Annotated in this window: 3 protein-coding genes; all 3 read left to right on the top strand. The window is 46.5% G+C overall.

The window, feature by feature from the left end; translation table 11 throughout:
• Nucleotides 1–64 precede the first annotated feature (64 nt).
• From ppsA to ppsC, 3 genes are read left to right on the top strand one after another with little or no spacing between them, the layout of a single operon-like run.
• A complete protein-coding gene (ppsA, locus tag QF06_RS08245; RefSeq protein WP_043940131.1) occupies nucleotides 65–7,750 on the top strand; it encodes a plipastatin non-ribosomal peptide synthetase PpsA in 7,686 nt (2,561 codons plus the stop codon).
• Nucleotides 7,751–7,774: 24 nt separating this feature from the next.
• On the top strand, nucleotides 7,775–15,457 hold the full coding sequence (ppsB, locus tag QF06_RS08240; RefSeq protein WP_041851063.1) for a plipastatin non-ribosomal peptide synthetase PpsB: 7,683 nt from the start codon (nucleotides 7,775–7,777) through the stop codon (nucleotides 15,455–15,457).
• 16 nt (nucleotides 15,458–15,473) lie between these two features.
• Nucleotides 15,474–23,141, top strand: a complete 7,668-nt coding sequence (gene ppsC / locus QF06_RS08235) for a plipastatin non-ribosomal peptide synthetase PpsC (RefSeq protein WP_043940130.1) — start codon at nucleotides 15,474–15,476, stop codon at nucleotides 23,139–23,141.
• Nucleotides 23,142–23,158: the final 17 nt, after the last annotated feature.

Here is a 23,158-nt window from a genome sequence, read left to right as displayed (position 1 = left end):
TGACATTTTTCTGCTTTTTTCTACTTTTTCTTATCCTCTTATTATGAGAACTGGAGGGAATCCGTTGAGCGAAAATACTTATTCTTTAACCCATGCCCAAAGGAGAGTGTGGTTTACCGAACTGCTGGAGCCAGATACCAGCATTTGCAATCTCACAGCCTGTGTGAAATTCAAAGGCAATATTGAGCTTGATACTCTAGAGGGAGCGCTGAATCATTCCATCTCCCGCAACGACGCCATTAGATTTCAGCTGTTAGAAGGAGAAGAGCTTGAGCCGCGATTGCACCTTACTGAATATAAATATTATCCACTTAGAATAATTGATTTTTCAAATGTTGAAATGATAGAAATAGAGCAATGGATTCAGGATCAAGCGAGCATTCCATTTAAACTGTTCAACTCGCCTCTTTATCAATTTTACCTCCTTAGAATTGACTCTCATGAAGTTTGGCTATTTGCGAAATTCCATCATATCATAATGGATGGAATCTCTTTAAATGTGATGGGAAATCAAATTATAGATCTTTATCAAAAAATGAAAAAGAAAGATCCTTTACCTGATCAGCCGGAACCTTCTTACTTGAGTTACATCGAAAAAGAGAGTCAATATCTACAATCTCCGCGGTTTGCAAAGGACCGTTTATTTTGGACGCAAACCTTTGAGCACCCGTTGGAATACCACTCGTTAGCCGACCAGACGTCCTTACAAAAACAGAGCACTTCTGCATCCAGAGACACCATCATTCTTTCACCTGATCTAGAGCAAACGATTCGAATCTTCTGCGAAGAACACAAGATCAATATCATTTCCTTATTTATGGCTTCATTTTACATATGCATCAGCCGAATCACTTCTAAAAAAGATCTTGCCATTGGCACCTACTATGGCAACAGAGGGTCAAAGGCTGAAAAAGAAATGCTCGGCATGTTCGTTAGTTCTCTTCCAATCAGAATAACGGTTGATCCTGACACAGATTTTCTTTCCTTTGTCCGCACAATAGGCAGGGAACAGCTTTCTGTTATGCGTCATCAACGGTTTCCTTATAATTTGCTTGTAAATGAATTAAGAAATGAACAGAAGGATTTACACAACCTTATCGGTATATCTATGCAGTATCAGCCACTTCAGTGGCATAATGCAGATGATTTTGACTATGAAACAGCGCTTTATTTCAGCGGATACACCGCGAACGAGCTTTCAGTTCAAATACAAGAACGGATAGACAATGGAACCATTCAATTAAATTTCGACTATCAAAATACCTTGTTTTCTCTTGAGGATATTAAACGAATACAATTTCATCTGCTTACCATACTGGAAAACGCCCTTCAACATCCGCACAGCTTTATAAGAGAATTAGATATGACGAATACAAGAGAAAAGCAAAAATTGTTGTATGAGTTTAACAAGACGGAAGCTGTTTCGCCTAAAGCTTTCACCCTGCATGGGCTGTTTGAGCGACAGGCAGCTTTCACACCGGAGCGGCTGGCCATTCGCTTTTCAGGCGGTTCGCTGACATACGCTGAGCTTGATATGTACGCCAGCCGGCTGGCTGCGCACCTTGCGGCACGCGGCGTCACAAACGAAAGTATCGTCGGGATCCTGTCTGAACGCTCACCTGACATGCTGATCGCTGTCCTTGCTGTATTGAAGGCCGGAGGGGCGTATTTGCCGCTTGATCCTGCGTATCCAAAGGAGCGGCTGAGCTACATGCTGAAAGACAGCGGGGCATCGCTCTTGCTGACACAGCCGGGATGCTCCGCACCGAACTTTTCCGGAGAGACGCTTGAAGTGGACATGACATCTCTTGCGAGCGAAAAAGCAGAAAACCATCTGTTTACTCCTGCTGACGGCGGTTCTCTCGCCTATGTCATCTATACATCGGGCTCTACCGGGCAGCCGAAAGGAGTGGCCGTTGAGCACCGTCAGGCTGTTTCCTTTCTGACCGGCATGCAGCACCAGTTTCCGCTTTCAGAAGATGACATTGTCATGGTGAAAACCTCTTTTTCCTTTGATGCGTCTGTGTGGCAGCTGTTTTGGTGGGCTCTTTCCGGTGCTTCGGCGTATCTGCTTCCGCCCGGCTGGGAAAAAGACTCCGCATTGATCGTAAAAGCCATTACTCAGGAAAAAGTGACAACGGCTCATTTTATTCCGGCTATGCTGAATAGCTTTCTGGATCAAGCAGAAATGTTAGCGCTTGGTGACGGGACAAACCTAAAGCGTGTATTCGCCGGAGGTGAACCGCTTGCGCCGCGTACGGCAGCCCGTTTTGCTTCTGTATTGCCGCAGGTATCATTAATCCATGGCTACGGGCCGACAGAAGCAACGGTAGACGCGGCATTTTACGTATTGGATCCAGAACGGGACAGAGACCGTTTGCGGATTCCGATTGGGAAGCCCGTACCTGGTGCGCGTTTGTATGTTTTAGATCCGCATTTAGCCGTACAGCCTTCCGGTGTCGCCGGCGAACTATACATTGCCGGAGCGGGTGTTGCCAGAGGTTATTTGAATCGGCCGGCATTAACGGAGGAGCGTTTTCTAGAAGACCCGTTTTACCCGGGTGAACGTATGTACAAAACAGGAGATGTGGCGCGCTGGCTCCCTGACGGGAATATTGAATTCCTGGGACGGTTGGATGATCAGGTGAAAATCCGCGGCTACCGGATTGAGCCGGGAGAAATTGAAGCGGCACTAAGAAGTATAGAAGGTGTAAGAGAGGCGGCCGTTACCGTACGGACAGACAGCGGCGAGCCGGAATTATGCGCTTATGTAGAAGGGCTCCAAAGAAACGAAGTCCGAGCGCAGCTTGAGAGCCTGTTGCCGGGCTACATGGTCCCAGCCTATATGATAGAAATGGAACAGTGGCCGGTTACACCAAGCGGAAAGCTCGACCGAAACGCCCTGCCAGCTCCTGGCGGAGCGGCAGATGCGGAGACCTACACAGCGCCGAGAAACGTGACTGAGATGAAGCTTTCTCAGCTGTGGGAGGACGTGCTGAAAAATGGCCCTGTCGGGATTCACGACAACTTTTTTGACCGCGGGGGCCATTCCTTAAAAGCAACGGCGCTTGTCTCACGGATCGCCAAAGAATTCGATGTACAGGTGCCGCTAAAAGATGTGTTTGCCCATCCGACGGTAGAAGGACTGGCTACCGTTATCCGTGAAGGAACGGACAGTCCATATGAAGCGATTAAGCCCGCTGAAAAACAGGAAACCTATCCGGTTTCCTCTGCCCAAAAGCGGATTTATGTCCTTCAGCAGCTGGAGGACGGAGGGACAGGCTACAATATGCCGGCTGTGTTAGAGCTCGAAGGGAAGCTCAACCCTGAAAGGATGGACAGAGCTTTCAAAGAGCTGATCAAGCGCCACGAGTCGCTTCGAACCTCCTTCGAACAGGACGCAGGAGGCGATCCGGTGCAGCGCATCCATGACGAGGTGCCGTTTACGTTACAGACTACAGTTCTCGGCGAACGAACCGAACAGGAGGCCGCAGCCGCCTTTATCAAACCGTTTGATCTCAGCCAAGCGCCGCTGTTCCGTGCCCAAATCGTAAAGGTATCAGATGAGCGGCACCTGTTGCTGGTGGATATGCATCACATCATTTCAGACGGTGTTTCCGTCAACATTCTGATTCGGGAATTCGGCGAGCTGTACAATAATCGGAAGCTTCCGGCACTGCGCATTCAATATAAAGATTATGCCGTATGGCAAGAAGGATTTAAAACAGGAGATGCGTACAAAACGCAGGAGGCGTACTGGCTGAAGCAGCTCGAGGGCGAGCTGCCTGTGCTGGATCTTCCGGCTGATCATGCCCGCCCGCCGGTGCGAAGCTTCGCGGGTGACAAGGTCTCATTTACGCTGGAACCAGAGGTTGCATCAGGCCTTCACAAGCTGGCACGAGAAAACGGAAGCACACTGTACATGGTGCTCCTTGCGGCTTACACCGCGTTCTTGTCACGCTTAAGCGGACAGGAAGATATCATCGTCGGCTCGCCAATTGCCGGCCGGCCGCACAAGGATCTTGAGCCGATACTCGGCATGTTTGTGAACACGCTGGCGCTTCGGACGCGCCCGGAGGGCGGGAAGCCATTCGTACAGTATTTGCAGGAAGTGCGTGAGACAGCATTGGAAGCCTTTGAGCACCAGGATTACCCGTTCGAAGAACTTGTCGATAAGCTTGAATTGACACGGGATATGAGCCGGAATCCAGTGTTTGATGCGATGTTTATCCTTCAAAATGTGGAAAAACAAGACATAGATCTGAGAGAAATAAAAGTCCGGCCTGCCAATTTCGCACATCACATTTCCTTATTTGATATCACATTAATAGCTACGGAAATAAATGGATCTATTTGCTGTGAAATGGAATTCAGTACAGAAGTATTCCTGAAAGCTACAATTGAACGCTGGGCCGATCATTTTATCGAATTTCTGCATGCGGCACTTTCAACTCCTGAAACAAGCCTTGCACAAATAAACATACTTAGTGATAAAGAAAAACAAAAAATAGTCTTTGGATTTAACAAAACTCAGGTTGAATTTGCTCAAAAAGATGTTCCTTTTCATCACATATTTGAAGCGAAAGCTGAAGAAATTCCAGAACATATAGCTGTTATTGATAACGAAACAGAGATTAGCTATCGCCTTCTAAATGAAAGAGCCAATCGTCTGGCACGAACATTGCAAAACAGAAAAGGACCGAAGCCAACTGTGGCTGTTTTAGCCAAGCGGTCCATCGATGCAATTGTTGGAGTTCTGGCAGTGATGAAAGCTGGCGGAGTGTATATCCCAATCGATTCACATTATCCAAAAGCTCGTATTGAATACATTCTTCGTGATAGCGGGGCAGATATTCTTCTTTTACAGAGAGAGTTGAAGCATTTGATTTCGAACTCGCCTGAATCTGAGATGTCTCACATCTTCCTTGACGATGAGGGCTCTTATGAAGAAAGTAACTGCAACCTTAACTTATCTCCTGCTCTTGAAGAGCCGGTATATATCATTTATACGTCAGGAACGACGGGTGCGCCTAAAGGCGTTATTGTCACCTATCGGAACTTTACTCATGCTGCTCTTGCTTGGCGTCAAATTTATGAGCTGGATCGGAAGCCTGTCAGACTGCTTCAAATCGCGAGCTTTTCATTCGATGTCTTCTCAGGAGATTTGGCGAGAACATTGACCAACGGCGGGACTCTAATCGTTTGCCCAGATGAAACACGGCTGGAACCTGCTGAAATATATAAAATCATGAACTCTCAGAGAATCACGGTGATGGAGTCGACACCGGCTCTCATTATCCCGGTGATGGAATATGTATACCGTAACCAGTTCAAGCTTCCTGACTTAGACATACTGATTCTTGGTTCCGACATGGTGAAAGCTCAAGATTTCAAAACATTGACAGATCGCTTTGGCCAAAGCATGCGCATCATTAATAGCTATGGTGTCACAGAGGCAACCATTGATTCGAGTTTCTATGAAACTAGTATGGGTGGAGAGTGTACGGGAGATAACGTACCAATCGGCAGCCCGCTGCCGAATGTACACATGTATGTACTCAGCCAGACTGATCAAATTCAGCCGATCGGTGTTGCCGGCGAGCTGTGCATCGGCGGGGCAGGTGTTGCGAAAGGCTATCATCATAAACCTGACTTAACGCAAATGAAATTTACAGAAAATCCATTTGTCTCTGGAGAAAGGCTGTACAGAACCGGTGATCGAGCATGCTGGCTTCCAAACGGGTCGATCCGGCTTCTTGGCCGAATGGATTATCAAGTAAAGATAAATGGATACAGAATTGAAACAGAAGAAATTGAAAGTGTTCTGCTTCAAACAGGGCTTGTCAGAGAAGCTGCTGTTGCCGTTCAGCATGATAAAAATGGACAGGCTGGTTTGGCAGCATATATTGTGCCTTCAGACGTCAATACGAATGCTCTCCGTGCTGCTTTAACAAAGGAGCTGCCAGCGTATATGATTCCTGCACATCTGATTCCTTTAGAAAACATGCCGCTGACCCTAAACGGAAAGCTGGACAGAAATGCCTTGCCGGCTCCAAATAATGTGTTATCGCGTCCATATACCGCACCAGTTAACGACATACAAAAAACGATGGCGTATATATGGGAAGATGTACTGAGCATGCCACGAGTCGGCATTCACGATTCCTTTTTTGAGCTTGGCGGAGACTCAATTAAAGCATTACAAGTGGCAGCACGTCTGGCCGCTGAAGGCTGGAGCATGACAATACGCGACTTATTCCGTTATTCAACGATTCAGGAACTATGCGGACATATCACACCATTGGCATCTCAAGCGGACCAGGGACCTGCGGAAGGTGAAGCTGAACTCACCCCGATTCAGCGAAGATTTTTCGGACAGGTACATGCTTTTCACTATCATTACAACCAGTCCGTCATGCTTTTCAGTGAAAAAGGATTCAATGCTAACGCGCTTCATCTAGCGCTGCGTAAAATAACCGAGCATCATGATGCCATTCGCATGATTTTCCAACATGACCAAAACGGCCATGTCATTCAGTTTAATCGCGGAATCAATCACAAGGATCATGAACTGTTTGGCCTTTATATTTCAGATTGGACAAAAGCATCGCTGGAAAGGGCTCATCTTGATGAAAAACTTGCCGCTGAGGAAACCGTCATTCAAAGCAAAATGAATGTAGAAAAAGGGCCTTTGCTGCAAGCAGGCTTGTTTAAAACGGCAGAAGGGGATCATTTGCTGATTGCACTTCATCATCTTGTGATAGATGGCGTTTCTTGGAGAATTCTGCTTGAAGATTTAGCTGCAGCATATCAACAGGCTTTAGAAAAGAAAGAAATCCAATTACCGCCAAAAACGGATTCTTATTTATCCTACGCCGATGGTCTTACCCAAATAGCTGAAAGTAAACAATTGCTTTCAGAGAAACCGTATTGGCAAACGATTTTAGACGCTCACACTGCTTTTCTTCCTAAGGACATAGAAAATGTGCCGGACAGACTCCAAATGAACAGCGACGCAGCTGCGTTTGTACTATCCGGGGACTGGACTGAAAAATTGCTGTTTGAAACCCAGCAAGCCTATGGTACTGATGCCAACGAACTTTTGCTTACGGCTTTAGGAATGGCGCTTTCTGAATGGACAGGGCATGACCAAATCGTGATCAGCACTGAGGGACACGGCAGAGAAGGGCATGTGCCAAACATTGATATTTCAAGGACCGTTGGATGGTTTACCTCCATTTATCCTATTTTGCTAGACATGGGTATTCCCGAGCCTTTCGAGGATCAGCTCGCATACCGAATTAAGACGACAAAAGATATGCTGAGAAGAGTACCGAACAAAGGAACTGGATACGGATTGTTAACACACATAGGAGAACTGCGGCATAAAGAGCCTGAGGTCAGCTTTAATTATCTCGGTCAATTTAGCGAAGAGAAAGAAGCTGAAACGTTTCAATTATCATATTACAAGCCCCGTCACGAAATAGCGGGTAAGAGAGAACGAGAGTATGAGCTGGACATCAATGCTCTCATTACGGACGGACGGCTTCAAGTAAAAGCGGTATACACCCAGGTGTTCAGCAAACACTCAATTGAGTACTTTATGGATCGTTTTCACAGGCATCTTATCGAGACGATTGAGCATTGTTCGCAGAAAAAAGCACGCGAAAAAACATTGAGCGATTTCAGCAATAAGGAATTAACGTTGTCTGCATTATCTAGCATCGAAGATCTCGTGAAAGATCTTTAACTTTTGAAAAGGTGTGTGGAATTGATGGCACAATCGGCACAAATTCAAGATATTTATCCGTTATCGCACATGCAGGAAGGAATGCTGTTTCATTCACTAATGGATTTCAGCTCGAAAGCATATATCGAACAGACCTCGTTTACGATCACAGGGAATCTATGCGTCGACTCGTTTCAAAAGAGCTTAAACCTTCTTGTTTCTAGATATGATATTTTCAGAACGATTTTCATTAAAGAAGTACCAGATCTTACAGGTCCGCAGCAGGTAGTCTTATCAAACCGGGAATTGACAGTATATAGAGAAGATATTTCTCGCCTGGCTGATCAAGAACAGCAGACGCTGATTGATGCTTTTATGACTAAGGATCGGGAAAAAGGATTTGATTTGCAAAAAGATCCTTTAATGCGTCTTGCCCTTTTTGATAGAGGAGACAGCCAATATACATGTGTCTGGACACATCACCATATCATCATGGATGGGTGGTGTCTCGGCATTATTCTTAAAGAGTTTTTCAGCATGTATGATTCGCTCAAAAATAACTCACCTGTACAGCTTGGCAGCACGGTGCCGTACAGCCGTTATATTGAATGGCTCGGAGAACAAGATCAAGAAGAGACTGCTGCCTACTGGAGCGAATATTTGAAGGAGTACGGCAATACTGCTTCTATTCCCCGAATAAAGCGCCGCACGGCAGACGGGAATTATAAAGCCGACCAGGTCAGCTTTTCATTAGCGTCGGATATGGTTGAGAAACTGACAGAGGCTGCCCAAAACTGGGGAGTGACATTAAACACGCTGTTTATGAGTATTTGGGGCGTGCTGCTCCATCGATATAATGCTGCAGATGATGCCGTTTTTGGCTCCGTCATTTCGGGACGCCCGTCAGCGATTGACGGGATTGAATCAATGGTCGGCTTGTTTATCAATACTGTTCCAGTGCGAATCCGATCTGCGGAAGGCATAACGTTTTCTTCGCTGGTCAAAGCCGTACAGGAGGATATTTTATCATCTGAACAGCATGGCTATTATCCGCTTTATGAGATTCAAAACCATAGTCCATTGAAGCAAGGGTTGATCGATCATATTTTTGTTTTTGAAAATTACCCTGTACAGCTTCATCAGGCATTAAGCGTGGAGAGTGAAAATGACGAAGGCGCTCTGAAGCTGAGTGACATTTCAATGTCGGAACAAACCAATTACGACTTTAATATCGTTATCGTTCCGGGAGAATCATTTTATATCAAATTCAGCTACAACGCAGACGTTTACGAGCGGGAGGAGATGCTGAGAATTCAGGGGCATCTAAAGCAAGCACTGGATTGCATTTTGACAAATCCCGATGTTGCCGTCAGTGACATCAATATCGTGCCGCCGGAGGAGCAACAGGTTATCCAATCGTTTAACGAAACTGAGCGTCCTTATGTGAACAAAACAATACCTCAATTGTTCGAGGAACAAGCTCACAAAACACCTGAAGCTGCTGCATTGAAAATGGGAAACGAATGCTGGACCTATCGCCAGTTACAAGTAAGAGCCAATCAGATTGCGCACGCTCTGATAGAAAAAGGCGTTGGATCTGGAGATATCGTTGCTGTAATGATGGGCCGGTCAATGGAAATGCCTGCAGCTCTGCTTGGGATTTGGAAAGCAGGCGGCGCTTATATGCCGCTTGATCCACATTTTCCAGCAGAACGTCTTTCTTTCCTGCTGAAGGACAGTCAAGCGGCTCAATTGCTGATAGAAGAAGACCTTATTTCCTTGATCCCTCCGTCCTATGAAGGAAATACGATAACGATAGAACATACAGAAAGTTACCAAACAGAAGCTCCAAATATGCCGCCAGGTGATCTAGCCTACTTGATCTATACGTCGGGAACGACGGGGCGCCCTAAAGGGGTTTTAGTTGATCATCACGGTATTGCCAATACATTGCAATGGAGACGGGAAGAGTATGGCATGGCCGAACAGGATATATCCCTCCATTTGTTTTCGTACGTGTTTGACGGCTGTGTGACGAGCTTATTTACCCCACTTTTATCCGGTGCGTGCGTACTGCTGACAACAGATGACGAAGCGAAGGATGTGCTGGCCCTTAAGCGAAAAATAGCCCGTTATAAGGTCAGCCACATGATCATTGTTCCTTCCCTGTACAGGGTGTTATTGGAAGTGATGACTGCTGACGATGCAAAAAGTCTTCGTATTGTGACATTTGCGGGTGAAGCGGTCACGCCTGATCTGCTTGAGTTGAGTCAAATAATTTGTCCTTCTGCTGAACTGGCAAATGAATACGGGCCCACAGAAAACAGTGTGGCAACAACAATATTGCGGCATCTGAATGAAAAAGAGAGGATCACGATCGGACACCCGATCAGAAACACAAAAGTATTTGTTTTGCACGGAAATCAAATGCAGCCGATCGGCGCGGCGGGTGAACTGTGTATTTCCGGCGCGGGTCTTGCGAGAGGATACTACAAACAGCCAGAGCTGACACAGAAAGCATTCTCCGATCATCCATTCCTTGAAGGGGAGCGTTTATACCGAACAGGTGATGCAGGCCGCTTTTTGCCTGATGGAACGATTGAATATATTGGACGTTTTGATGATCAAGTAAAAATTAGGGGTTACCGTATTGAACTGAGAGAGATTGAAACAGTTCTTCGACAAGCACCCGGGGTAAAAGAAGCCGCGGTACTGGCCCGTGATGTTTCTGCTGAGGAAAAGGAGCTTGTTGCTTATATCGTTCCAGAAAAGGGAAACAGCCTCCCAGATTTGTATCAGCATCTTGCCGGGACATTGCCGTCCTATATGATCCCAGCAAGTATTATCAACATCGGCCGGATGCCATTAACATCCAGCGGCAAGCTTGACAGGTTTGCGCTTCCTGAACCAGAAAACAATACGAGTGTCACATATATGGCGCCCCGAACCTTAATCGAAGCTGATCTCGCACATATTTGGGAAGATGTGCTGAATAAACAGCAAATCGGCATTCGTGATGATTTCTTTCAGTTAGGCGGACAGTCCTTAAAAGCGGCCGCACTGGTATCAAGAATACATAAAAAGCTTAATGTCGAGCTGCCGCTCAGTGAGGTGTTTTCATATCCGACGGTTGAAAGCATGGCGGTCAAATTGATGAGCTTAAAAGAACACGCTTTTACACAGATTGAACCTGCGGATCAAAGAGATGTCTATCCGCTGTCTTTCTCGCAAAAACGATTATATGCTCTTCATCAGCTGGCAGATGACAGCACAGGCTACAACATGCCAGCTGTACTTGAATTACGCGGAAATCTGAATCGCCAGCGGTTGAGAAGCGTTCTCACAGAACTTGTGAATCGGCATGAAGCATTACGGACTGTTTTTGTGCTTGACAGAGACGAGCCTGTGCAGATCATTTATCCAGAGATAGCTTTTGATCTAAAAGAGCTTGAAATGGAATCAGAACAAATGCTTGAGTCTGCAATCGAGACCTTTATCAAACCGTTTGATCTATCATCCGGTCCGCTTTTTAGAGCATGTGTCATTACAATGGGCAATAATCGCGGCTTTTTGCTGCTCGATATGCACCATATTATTGCCGACGGTGTCTCGATGAGCACTCTTGTCCAAGAATTTACTGACTTATATTGCGGAAAAGAGTTGCCAGCTTTAAACCTGCATTATAAGGATTTTGCTGTTTGGCAGCAAGAGAAGCACCCGAAAGAGCTATACAAAAAACAGGAGGCCTACTGGCTCGGTCAGCTTGGCGGGAGTCTTCCTACACTAGAATTACCGCTTGATAAAACAAGGCCGCGTCTCCCTGATTTCAGCGGTGGAACAATTGAACTCAACATTGATAAAGACACGGCTGATGAGCTGCACCGTTTAATGGCTGAAACGGGAACAACATTGTATATGATTCTTCTGGCTGTCTATTCTATTTTGTTATCTAAGCTAAGCGGGCAAGAGGATATTGTTGTCGGTTCGCCTGCTGCCGGAAGACCGCACGCTGATCTGGAGCGCGTCATCGGGATGTTCGTCAATACATTGGCGATGCGCAGCAAGCCCGAGGGCCACAAAACGTTCAGCTCCTATTTGCAGGACATTCGCCACCTGGCTCTGACAGCTTACGAGCATCAGGATTATCCTTTTGAGGAGCTGGCAGATAAGCTCTTTACAAATCGAGAGGTAAATCGCAACCCGCTGTTCGATGCGATGCTTGTGCTTCAAAGCAGTGAAGATTTCCGGTTCGAAGTGCCTGGTCTGTCGATTTCGTCTGTCACTCCTAAACATGATATATCTAAATTCGATTTAACATTACACGCTGAGGAGCATCCGAGTGGAATACGCTGCCGTTTTGAATACAGCACTGCTCTTTTTGAAGAAGAAAGCATTACGCAGTGGGCATCCTATTTTATTGAATTGGTGAAAGGGGTAACGGCGGATACCGAGATGAGAATTTCGGACATGCAATTGCTTCCTGCTGCAGAGCGTAGGTTGCTCCTTGAAAAAATGGGACAGTATGCGGCTTATCCGAGAAATGAAAACATAGTAAGCTTATTTGAAAAGCAAGCCGCTAAATATCCGGAGCATATCGCAGTGGTGTGCGGCCATTCTCAGCTTACGTATCGAGACCTGAATGAAAAAGCCGAGCGGGCAGCTGCTATGCTGATCAAACAAGGGGTGAGAACTGGCGATATCGTCGGTCTGATGCTCGATCGGTCACCTGATATGATCATTGGCGTTTTATCGATTTTAAAAGCTGGCGGGGCCTATTTGCCGATTGATCCTGAATATCCCAAGGAGCGTATTAGCTTTATGCTTAATGACAGCGGAGCAAAACTGCTGCTGACAGAGCGCGGTCAAAACAAACCTGCAGACTACACCGGGCATATTTTGTATATCGATGAATGTGAAAACGACTCATTTCCGGCTGATGTAAACATTCAAGAAATAGTAACAGATCAGCCCGCATACGTGATATACACATCTGGAACGACTGGCCAGCCAAAGGGAGTCATTGTCGAGCACCGCAATGTGATCAGTCTCTTGAAGCATCAAAACCTGCCTTTTGAATTTAACCATGAAGACATCTGGACGTTATTTCATTCTTATTGCTTTGATTTCTCTGTATGGGAGATGTTCGGTGCGTTATTGAACGGAGGTACATTAGTCGTGGTCTCTAAAGAAACAGCCCGTGACCCCCATGCATTCCGTTTATTATTAAAAAAAGAGCGCGTCACTGTACTCAATCAGACCCCGACTGCTTTTTACGGCTTGATGCTTGAAGATCAAAATCATACAGATCATTTAAACATCCGCTACGTGATTTTTGGCGGCGAAGCCTTACAGCCCGGCATGCTTCAAAGCTGGAATAAAAAATATCCTCATACTGATTTGATTAATATGTACGGTATTACAGAAACAACGGTCCATGTAACATTCAAAAAATTGTCCGCAGCAGACATTGTAAAAAATAAAAGCAATATCGGACGGCCGCTTTCAACTCTGCAGGCTTATGTGATGGATGCTCATATGAATCTGCAGCCGATCGGAGTTCCAGGGGAGCTGTATATAGGCGGCGAAGGTGTGGCACGGGGATATCTCAACAGAGATGAGCTGACCGCTGACCGTTTTGTATCCAATCCTTATCTTCCGGGAGACAGATTATACCGAACAGGAGATCTTGCTAAGCGCCTGTCAAATGGCGAGCTGGAATACTTAGGCCGCATTGATGAGCAGGTGAAAGTCAGAGGGCACCGTATTGAGTTAGGCGAAATCCAAGCGGCACTTCTTCAGTATCCAATGATTAAAGAGGCGGCTGTCATTACCAGAGCAGACGAGCAAGGGCAAACAGCTATATATGCATATATGGTGATAAAAGATCAACAGGCTGCGAATATATCAGACATCCGAACTTACCTAAAAAACGCCTTGCCTGACTTTATGCTGCCTGCCCGTATGATACAAATTGACAGCATCCCGGTGACTGTTAATGGAAAGCTCGATCAGAAAGCCCTGCCAGAGCCTGAAAAACACGCTTATACAGCTGATGATATCAGTCCTAGAAATGAGATTGAAACGGTGATGGCTGAAATTTGGGAGGAGCTTCTTAATATAGATGAGCTGGGTGTAAGCGCCAATTTCTTTGAGCTTGGCGGAGACTCTATTAAAGCGCTGCAGGTTTGTGCCAGACTGAAGCAGCGCGGATTTGAAACGACAGTACGCGAGATGTTTGAACATCAGACTCTTGGTGAACTGTCCGCCCGGGTTCGAAAAGACGTACGCGCCATTGACCAAGGCCCGGTCGAAGGCGAGATTACTTGGACACCTATCCAGCAGTGGTTTTTCTCGCAATCTCTGGAAAGCCATCATTTTAACCAGTCCGTTATGATCTACCGGGCTGAACGATTTGATGAGGCTGCGCTTAGAAAAGTACTAAAAAGCCTTGTGACTCATCATGATGCACTGAGAATCGTATGCCGGCATGAAGATGGCAGGCAGGTGCAGATAAACAGAGGAATAGATCTTTCAGATGAGGAGCTATATGCACTTGAACTGTTTGATGTAAAGGATAGCCTAACAGAAGCACGGTACACGATTGAGGAAGCAGCCAGCCGGATGCAAGAACATATTCGTTTGGAAACCGGCCCCTTACTTCACGCTGGATTGTTTAGAACCGAGAATGGTGACCATTTATTTCTGACGATTCATCACTTAGTTGTTGATGCGGTTTCCTGGCGCATTTTGTTCGAGGATTTTTCAGCTGCTTACAAACAGGCAGTCTCAGGAGAATCTATTAAACTGCCGCAAAAAACAGATTCATATTTAACGTATTCACAAAGAATAGTTGACTACTCTAAAAGCCGCCAGGTGCAGCGCGAAGCAGCGTACTGGGATGAGTGCGAGAGCCGTCACATCCAGCCTATTCCAAAAGACAATGACGCAGCATCTAACACATTCAAAGATACAGAAGTGATTGATTTTGAGCTATCTCGCCATCACACAGAATTACTACTAACGGCTGCACATAAAGCTTACAGCACGGAGATGAATGATATCCTTCTGACAGCTTTAGGTCTTGCTTTGCAGAAATGGACGGGAAATAACCAATTTAAAATCAGCATGGAGGGCCACGGAAGGGAATCATATCTTGAGGACATCGATATTAGCAGAACTGTTGGCTGGTTCACCTCTATTTATCCTGTGTGGCTTGATATGAGAGATTCCGATCATAAGGACAAAGAAGAGCGGCTGGGCCACCTTATTAAACAGACAAAAGATATGCTGCACCGTATACCGCATAAAGGCGCGGGCTACGGCGTGCTGAAATATATCAGCAAAAGATGGGGCTCTCAGAAAAACAGCCCAGAAATCAGCTTTAATTATTTAGGCCAGTTTGATCAGGATATTCAATCAAATGCCTTTGAGGTGTCTGACATCAAGCCAGGAAATGAGATCAGCCCGAACTGGGAGCGTCCTTATGCACTGGATATCAGCGGCGCCGTTTCTTCGGGGTGCCTGAACATGCACATCATCTATAACAGGGTTCAATTTGAGGAAAAAACAATCCAAACATTTTCCAGGCATTTTAAACAGACTCTGGAAAACATCATTGAGCATTGTACCGGCAAAGAAAACCGAGAGTGGAGCGCATCTGATTTCACTGATGAAGACTTAACGCTTGATGAATTGAGTGAGATCATGGGAGCCGTCAACAAACTATAGGAGAGGAGATTCACTGATGCCGCAGCAACCTGAAATACAGGATATATACCCTTTGTCATTTATGCAGGAAGGGATGCTTTTTCACTCATTGTATGATGAGCAGTCGAGAGCTTATTTTGAACAGGCTTCTTTTACGATCAATGGACAGCTTGACTTGGAGCGTTTCCAGAAAAGTATGGATGCTGTTTTTGACAGGTACGATATCTTTCGAACAGCATTCATCTATAAAAATGTAGCCAAACCTCGTCAAGTCGTGCTCAAGCAACGTCATTGCCATGTTCATGTTGAAGATATTTCTCATCTCAATGAAAAAGATAAAGAACATTGTACAGAGGCATTCAAAGAACAGGACAAATCAAAAGGCTTTGATCTCCAAACGGATGTACTGATGAGAATATCTATTTTAAAATGGGCGCCTGATCATTATGTCTGTATCTGGAGCCACCATCATATTTTAATGGATGGCTGGTGTTTAGGCATCGTCATTAAAGACTTTCTCCATATTTATCAAGCGCTTGGAAAAGGGCAATTTCCTGATTTGCCTCCCGTACAGCCGTACGGGACGTATATTAAATGGCTGATGCAGCAAGAGCGTGAAGAAGCAGCTGAGTATTGGAAAAAAAGGCTTCAGCATTTCGAAAAAGCTTCGCCTCTGCCTAAAAGAACAGATCAAATGTCGGATGGGACATTACAGCAGATCACGTTTACCATTCCTGAAAAAGAAACCTCCGAATTACAGAAAATCGCTGCAGCATGTGGTGCGACACTTAACACTGTTTTCCAAGCTTTATGGGGAATCATGCTCCAAAAGTTCAATCGTCGCGACGATGCTGTATTCGGATCAGTTATATCAGGCAGACCTTCTGAGCTAAAAGATGTGGAAAACATGGTCGGACTTTTTATCAATACCATTCCTATTCGAGTCCAAAGTGATTTTCTGTCTTTTTCTGACCTAGTCAGCGGAATGCAAAAGGACATGACTGAAGCAGAAGCGTATAGTTACTTCCCTTTATATGACATTCAGGCGCAGAGCGCTCTTAAACAAGAGCTGATTGATCATATTATCGTCTTTGAAAATACACCTACTCAACAAGAGATTGAGGAGCTGAATCAAGCTGGATCATTTGATTTCTCCGTGAAAGATTTTGAGATGGAAGAGGTAACTAATTATAGATGCAGTGTCAAAGTGATCCCAGGGCGTACTTTGTACGTTCGGATTCATTTTCATACAGGCACTTATCAACCAAATATGATGTCCGAAATAAAAGATTATTTACAGCACATGATCTCTGACGTCATCTCTGATCCATCTCTTCCTGTGTCAAAGATGACATTGCTAGATGAGGACAAAACACGGAAAATCGTTTCTCAAAATAACAGGACAGTATCTGTTTCACCTGAAGCCCCAACCTTGCATGGGCTGTTTGAACGACAGGCGGCAGTCACACCGGAGCGGCCAGCTATCCGATTTTCCGGCGGTTCGCTGACATACACTGAGCTTGACATGTACGCCAACCGGCTGGCTGCGCACCTTGCGGCACGCGGCGTCACAAACGAAAGTATCGTCGGGATCCTGTCTGAACGCTCACCTGACATGCTGATCGCTGTCCTTGCTGTATTGAAGGCCGGAGGGGCGTATTTGCCGCTTGATCCTGCGTATCCAAAGGAGCGGCTGAGCTACATGCTGAAAGACAGCGGGGCATCGCTCTTGCTGACACAGCCGGGATGCTCCGCACCGAACTTTTCTGGCGAAACGCTTGAAGTGGACATGACATCTCTTGCGAGCGAAAAAGCAGAAAACCATCTGTTTACTCCTGCTGACGGCGGTTCTCTCGCCTATGTCATCTATACATCGGGCTCTACCGGGCAGCCGAAAGGAGTGGCCGTTGAGCACCGTCAGGCTGTTTCCTTTCTGACCGGCATGCAGCACCAGTTTCCGCTTTCAGAAGATGACATTGTCATGGTGAAAACCTCTTTTTCCTTTGATGCGTCTGTGTGGCAGCTGTTTTGGTGGGCTCTTTCCGGTGCTTCGGCGTATCTGCTTCCGCCCGGCTGGGAAAAAGACTCCGCATTGATCGTAAAAGCCATTCATCAGGAAAAAGTGACAACGGCTCATTTTATTCCGGCTATGCTGAATAGCTTTCTGGATCAAGCAGAAATGTTAGCGCTTGGTGACGGGACAAACCTAAAGCGTGTATTCGCCGGAGGTGAACCGCTTGCGCCGCGTACGGCAGCCCGTTTTGCTTCTGTATTGCCGCAGGTATCATTAATCCATGGCTACGGGCCGACAGAAGCAACGATAGACGCGGCATTTTACGTGTTAGATCCAGAACGGGACAGAGACCGTTTGCGGATTCCGATTGGGAAGCCCGTACCCGGTGCGCGTTTGTATGTTTTAGATCCGCATTTAGCCGTACAGCCTTCCGGTGTCGCCGGCGAACTGTACATTGCCGGAGCGGGTGTTGCCAGAGGTTATTTGAATCGGCCGGCATTAACGGAGGAGCGTTTTCTTGAGGACCCATTTTACCCGGGTGAACGCATGTACAAAACAGGGGATGTGGCGCGCTGGCTCCCTGACGGGAATGTTGAATTCCTCGGGCGCACGGATGATCAGGTAAAAATCCGCGGCTACCGGATTGAGCCGGGAGAAATTGAAGCGGCACTAAGAAGTATAGAAGGTGTAAGAGAGGCGGCCGTTACCGTACGGACAGACAGCGGCGAGCCGGAATTATGCGCTTATGTAGAAGGGCTCCAAAGAAACGAAGTGCGGGCACAGCTTGAGAGCCTGTTGCCGGGCTACATGGTCCCAGCCTATATGATAGAAATGGAACAGTGGCCGGTTACACCAAGCGGAAAGCTCGACCGAAACGCCCTGCCAGCTCCTGGCGGAGCGGCAGATGCGGAGACCTACACAGCGCCGAGAAACGTGACTGAGATGAAGCTTTCTCAGCTGTGGGAGGACGTGCTGAAAAATGGCCCTGTCGGGATTCACGACAACTTTTTTGACCGCGGGGGCCATTCCTTAAAAGCAACGGCGCTTGTCTCACGGATCGCCAAAGAATTCGATGTACAGGTGCCGCTAAAAGATGTGTTTGCCCATCCGACGGTAGAAGGACTGGCTACCGTTATCCGTGAAGGAACGGACAGTCCATATGAAGCGATTAAGCCCGCTGAAAAACAGGAAACCTATCCGGTTTCCTCTGCCCAAAAGCGGATTTATGTCCTTCAGCAGCTGGAGGACGGAGGGACAGGCTACAATATGCCGGCTGTGTTAGAGCTCGAAGGGAAGCTCAACCCTGAAAGGATGGACAGAGCTTTCAAAGAGCTGATCAAGCGCCACGAGTCGCTTCGAACCTCCTTCGAACAGGACGCAGGAGGCGATCCGGTGCAGCGCATCCATGACGAGGTGCCGTTTACGTTACAGACTACAGTTCTCGGCGAACGAACCGAACAGGAGGCCGCAGCCGCCTTTATCAAACCGTTTGATCTCAGCCAAGCGCCGCTGTTCCGTGCCCAAATCGTAAAGGTATCAGATGAGCGGCACCTGTTGCTGGTGGATATGCATCACATCATTTCAGACGGTGTTTCCGTCAACATTCTGATTCGGGAATTCGGCGAGCTGTACAATAATCGGAAGCTTCCGGCACTGCGCATTCAATATAAAGATTATGCCGTATGGCAAGAAGGATTTAAAACAGGAGATGCGTACAAAACGCAGGAGGCGTACTGGCTGAAGCAGCTCGAGGGCGAGCTGCCTGTGCTGGATCTTCCGGCTGATCATGCCCGCCCGCCGGTGCGAAGCTTCGCGGGTGACAAGGTCTCATTTACGCTGGAACCAGAGGTTGCATCAGGCCTTCACAAGCTGGCACGAGAAAACGGAAGCACACTGTACATGGTGCTCCTTGCGGCTTACACCGCGTTCTTGTCACGCTTAAGCGGACAGGAGGATATCATCGTCGGCTCGCCAATTGCCGGCCGTCCGCACAAGGATCTTGAGCCGATACTCGGCATGTTTGTGAACACGCTGGCGCTTCGGACACGCCCGGAGGGCGGGAAGCCATTCGTACAGTATTTGCAGGAAGTGCGTGAGACAGCATTGGAAGCCTTTGAGCACCAGGATTACCCGTTCGAAGAGCTTGTTGATAAGCTTGAATTGACACGGGATATGAGCCGGAATCCGCTGTTTGACGTAATGTTTGTTCTTCAAAACATGGATCAGGAATCGTTGGAACTGGATGAACTTTGTCTCAAACCTGCAGCAAACAATGGGCATCAAACGTCCAAATTTGATTTAACCCTATATGCCCAGGAACAGCCCCACGGTTTGCTGACGTTCCAAATGGAGTTTAGTACTGACTTATATAAGAAAAAAACGATAGAAAAGTGGCTTCAATACTTCATCAATATGTTACTCTCCATCATCAAAGACAACAAAGCCGCTCTCGGAACAATAAATATCCTGAATGAGGATGAGACCCATTACCTTATCCACGAGCTCAATCGTACAAAAATAGATTATCCAAGAAATGAAACCATCAGCAGACTCTTTGAAATGCAGGCTGAACAAACGCCTAATGCTGTAGCAATTGTCAGCGACACCCAAGTATTCACTTACGAGGACCTGAACAGCTGGGCAAATCAAATTGCATCAGTTCTACAGATTAAGGGTGTAGGGCCTGATAGTGTTGTAGCCTTGTTGACAGGCAGAACACCAGAACTCATTGCAGGAATGCTGGGCATTCTGAAAGCCGGGGGAGCCTATCTGCCTATTGCTTCTGATCTGCCTGTTGAACGAATAGCTTATATGCTGTCAGACAGCGGGGCGGCATTACTCCTTCAATCTGAAAAAACAGAAAAACAGCTATTAGACATTGAATGTGAACAAATCATAATCGAAGATATTCAAAAGCAAGGAGAAACGAAGAACATTGATTCTTCAGCAGGGCCACATTCACTTGCATATATCATTTATACCTCTGGTTCAACCGGTAAACCAAAGGGTGTCATGATTGAGCAGCGAAGTGTAATTCGTCTTGTAAAAAACAGCAATTATATTACATTTACACCTGAAGACCGCCTTCTTATGACATCATCAATCGGTTTCGACGTTGGGTCATTTGAAATTTTCGGACCGCTGCTAAATGGTGCCGCTTTGCATCTGTCTGATCAACAAACATTTCTCGATTCCCATCAGCTTAAGAGGTACATAGAACATCAAGGAATCACAACGATTTGGCTGACATCTTCTCTATTCAATCATTTGACAGAGCAAAATGAACAAACATTTTCACAGCTGAAACATTTGATTATTGGCGGAGAAGCTTTGTCGCCGAGCCACGTCAATCGAATCAGAAATGTCTGCCCTGAAGTATCTATATGGAATGGATATGGCCCTACCGAAAATACAACTTTTTCGACATGCCTTCACATTCAAAAAACATATGAACTTTCCATTCCGATCGGGCGGCCGGTTGGTAATTCCACCGCTTATATCTTAAATCAATGGGGAGTGCTGCAGCCGGTCGGAGCTGTCGGTGAACTTTGTGTCGGCGGAGATGGCGTCGCCAGAGGATATTTGGGCCGTCCTGATCTAACGAAAGAGAAATTTGTCCCACATCCATTTGCACCTGGCGATCGACTGTATCGCACAGGTGATCTGGCGCGCTGGCTTCCTGATGGCACAATTGAATACGTTGGGCGTATTGATGATCAAGTAAAAGTCAGAGGCTATCGGGTGGAGCTGGGTGAAATCGAATCAGCACTTCGTCAAATAGACGGGGTCAAAGAAGCCGCAGTGTTAGCACGTACAGCCCAGACCGGGAGCAAAGAGCTGTTTGGCTATATCAGCGTAAAAGCAGGCACGAATGCTGAACAAGTACGTTCACTTCTCGCGCGTTCGCTGCCAAACTATATGATCCCGGCGTACATTATTGAAATGGAGACTCTCCCGCTCACATCAAACGGCAAATTGAACCGAAAAGCACTTCCTGAACCAAATTTCACATCTAAACAAACGTACGCTCCACCTCGAAATGACCTTGAAGACCAACTTGTGTTGATCTGGCAGGAAGTTCTCGGCATCCAGAGGATCGGAATAGAGGATTCGTTTTTTGAATTGGGCGGAGATTCAATCAAAGCCCTTCAAGTTTCTGCACGCCTTGGGCGCTATGGACTAAGCTTGCAGGTAAGTGATTTATTCCGTCATCCAAAGATAAAGGACTTATCACCATTTATCCGTAAGTCAGAGAGAATCATAGAGCAAGGACCCGTTCAGGGAGACGTTCCTTGGACGCCTGTTCAGCAATGGTTTTTTTCACAAGATATTGAAGAAAGACACCATTTCAATCAGTCTGTCATGCTATTCCATTCTGGACGTTTGTCTGAAAACGCCATTAGACCAGCCTTGAAAAAACTGGCGGAGCATCATGATGCGCTTCGGATGGTTTATCGCAACGATGATAGGCGATGGATTCAAATCAACCAAGGCATTCATGAGTCACAGCTATACAGCTTAAGAATCTCTGATCTTTCACAGTCAGAAAGCGGCTGGGAGACGAAAATCAAACAAGAAGTTGCAGATCTTCAGCAAAGCATCAATTTGCAGGAAGGACCATTGTTGCACGCCGCTTTGTTTAAAACACTGACCGGAGATTACTTGTTCCTTGCGATCCATCACCTTGTCGTTGATGGTGTCTCATGGCGGATTTTGCTGGAGGATTTGTCAGCCGGATATCAACAAGCTGCTGCAGGCCAGACGATCCAGCTTCCACCTAAAACGGATTCCTACCAGGAATACGCAAGACGCATACAGGAATATGCCCAAAGCAGTAAGCTGATTCGCGAAGAGGCGTATTGGCGAAGTGTAGAAGAACAGCAAGCCGCAGAACTGCCATATGAAATACCGCATCATGTGAACATCGACTCCAGCAAAAGGGACTCATTAAGCTTTTCACTGACTGAAGCAGACACCGCCGTCTTGCTGCAAAACGTCAATTACGCCTATGGCACAGATACACAAGATATTCTGTTAACCGCAGCATCCTTGGCGATTTGTGAATGGACAGGCGGAAGCAAGCTCCGTATCGCTATGGAAGGACACGGGAGAGAACACATTCTGCCAGAGTTAGATATCAGCAGGACGGTCGGCTGGTTTACATCCATGTACCCGGCCCTCATAAGCTTTGAAAATCATAGGGATGAGCTCGGAACCGCAGTAAAAACCGTTAAAGATACACTGGGCCGGATACCAAACAAAGGGGTAGGTTACGGTATGCTGAAATACCTTACACATCCTGAAAATAAAAGCATTACGTTTTCAAAAACACCTGAAATCAGCTTTAACTATTTGGGCCAGTTCAACGACATCGAAAGACAGGACACCTTCCGTCCATCAAGCCTTGGAAGCGGAAAGGATATCACTCATACATGGAAGCGTGAGCAAATCATTGAGATGAGTGCAATGGCAGCAGACAAAAAGCTCCATTTCAATCTTAGTTATCCGCCAGCCCGCTTTCATAGAAACACAATGGAGCAGCTTATTAACAGGATTGAACACTTTTTGCTGGACATTATGAAACACTGCGCCGGTCAACAGAAAGCTGAAAAGACACTGAGCGATTTCAGCAGTCAATCATTAACGGCAGAGGACTTGGACAGCATATCCAGCTTGGTGGAAGAATTGTAGAAAATCGTGACAGGAGA

It is taken from the genome of Bacillus sp. YP1 (assembly GCF_000877815.1).
Lineage (GTDB): Bacteria > Bacillota > Bacilli > Bacillales > Bacillaceae > Bacillus > Bacillus subtilis.
The sequence above is the reverse complement of the archived record's forward strand: the minus strand, read 5'-3'. Positions and strand labels throughout refer to the sequence as shown.

Bases quoted from the DNA above. Each gene is read 5' to 3' on its own strand.
- ppsC (WP_043940130.1), top strand. From the start codon at position 15,474: ATGCCGCAGCAACCTGAAATACAGGATATATACCCTTTGTCATTTATG.
- ppsB (WP_041851063.1), top strand. From the start codon at position 7,775: ATGGCACAATCGGCACAAATTCAAGATATTTATCCGTTATCGCACATG.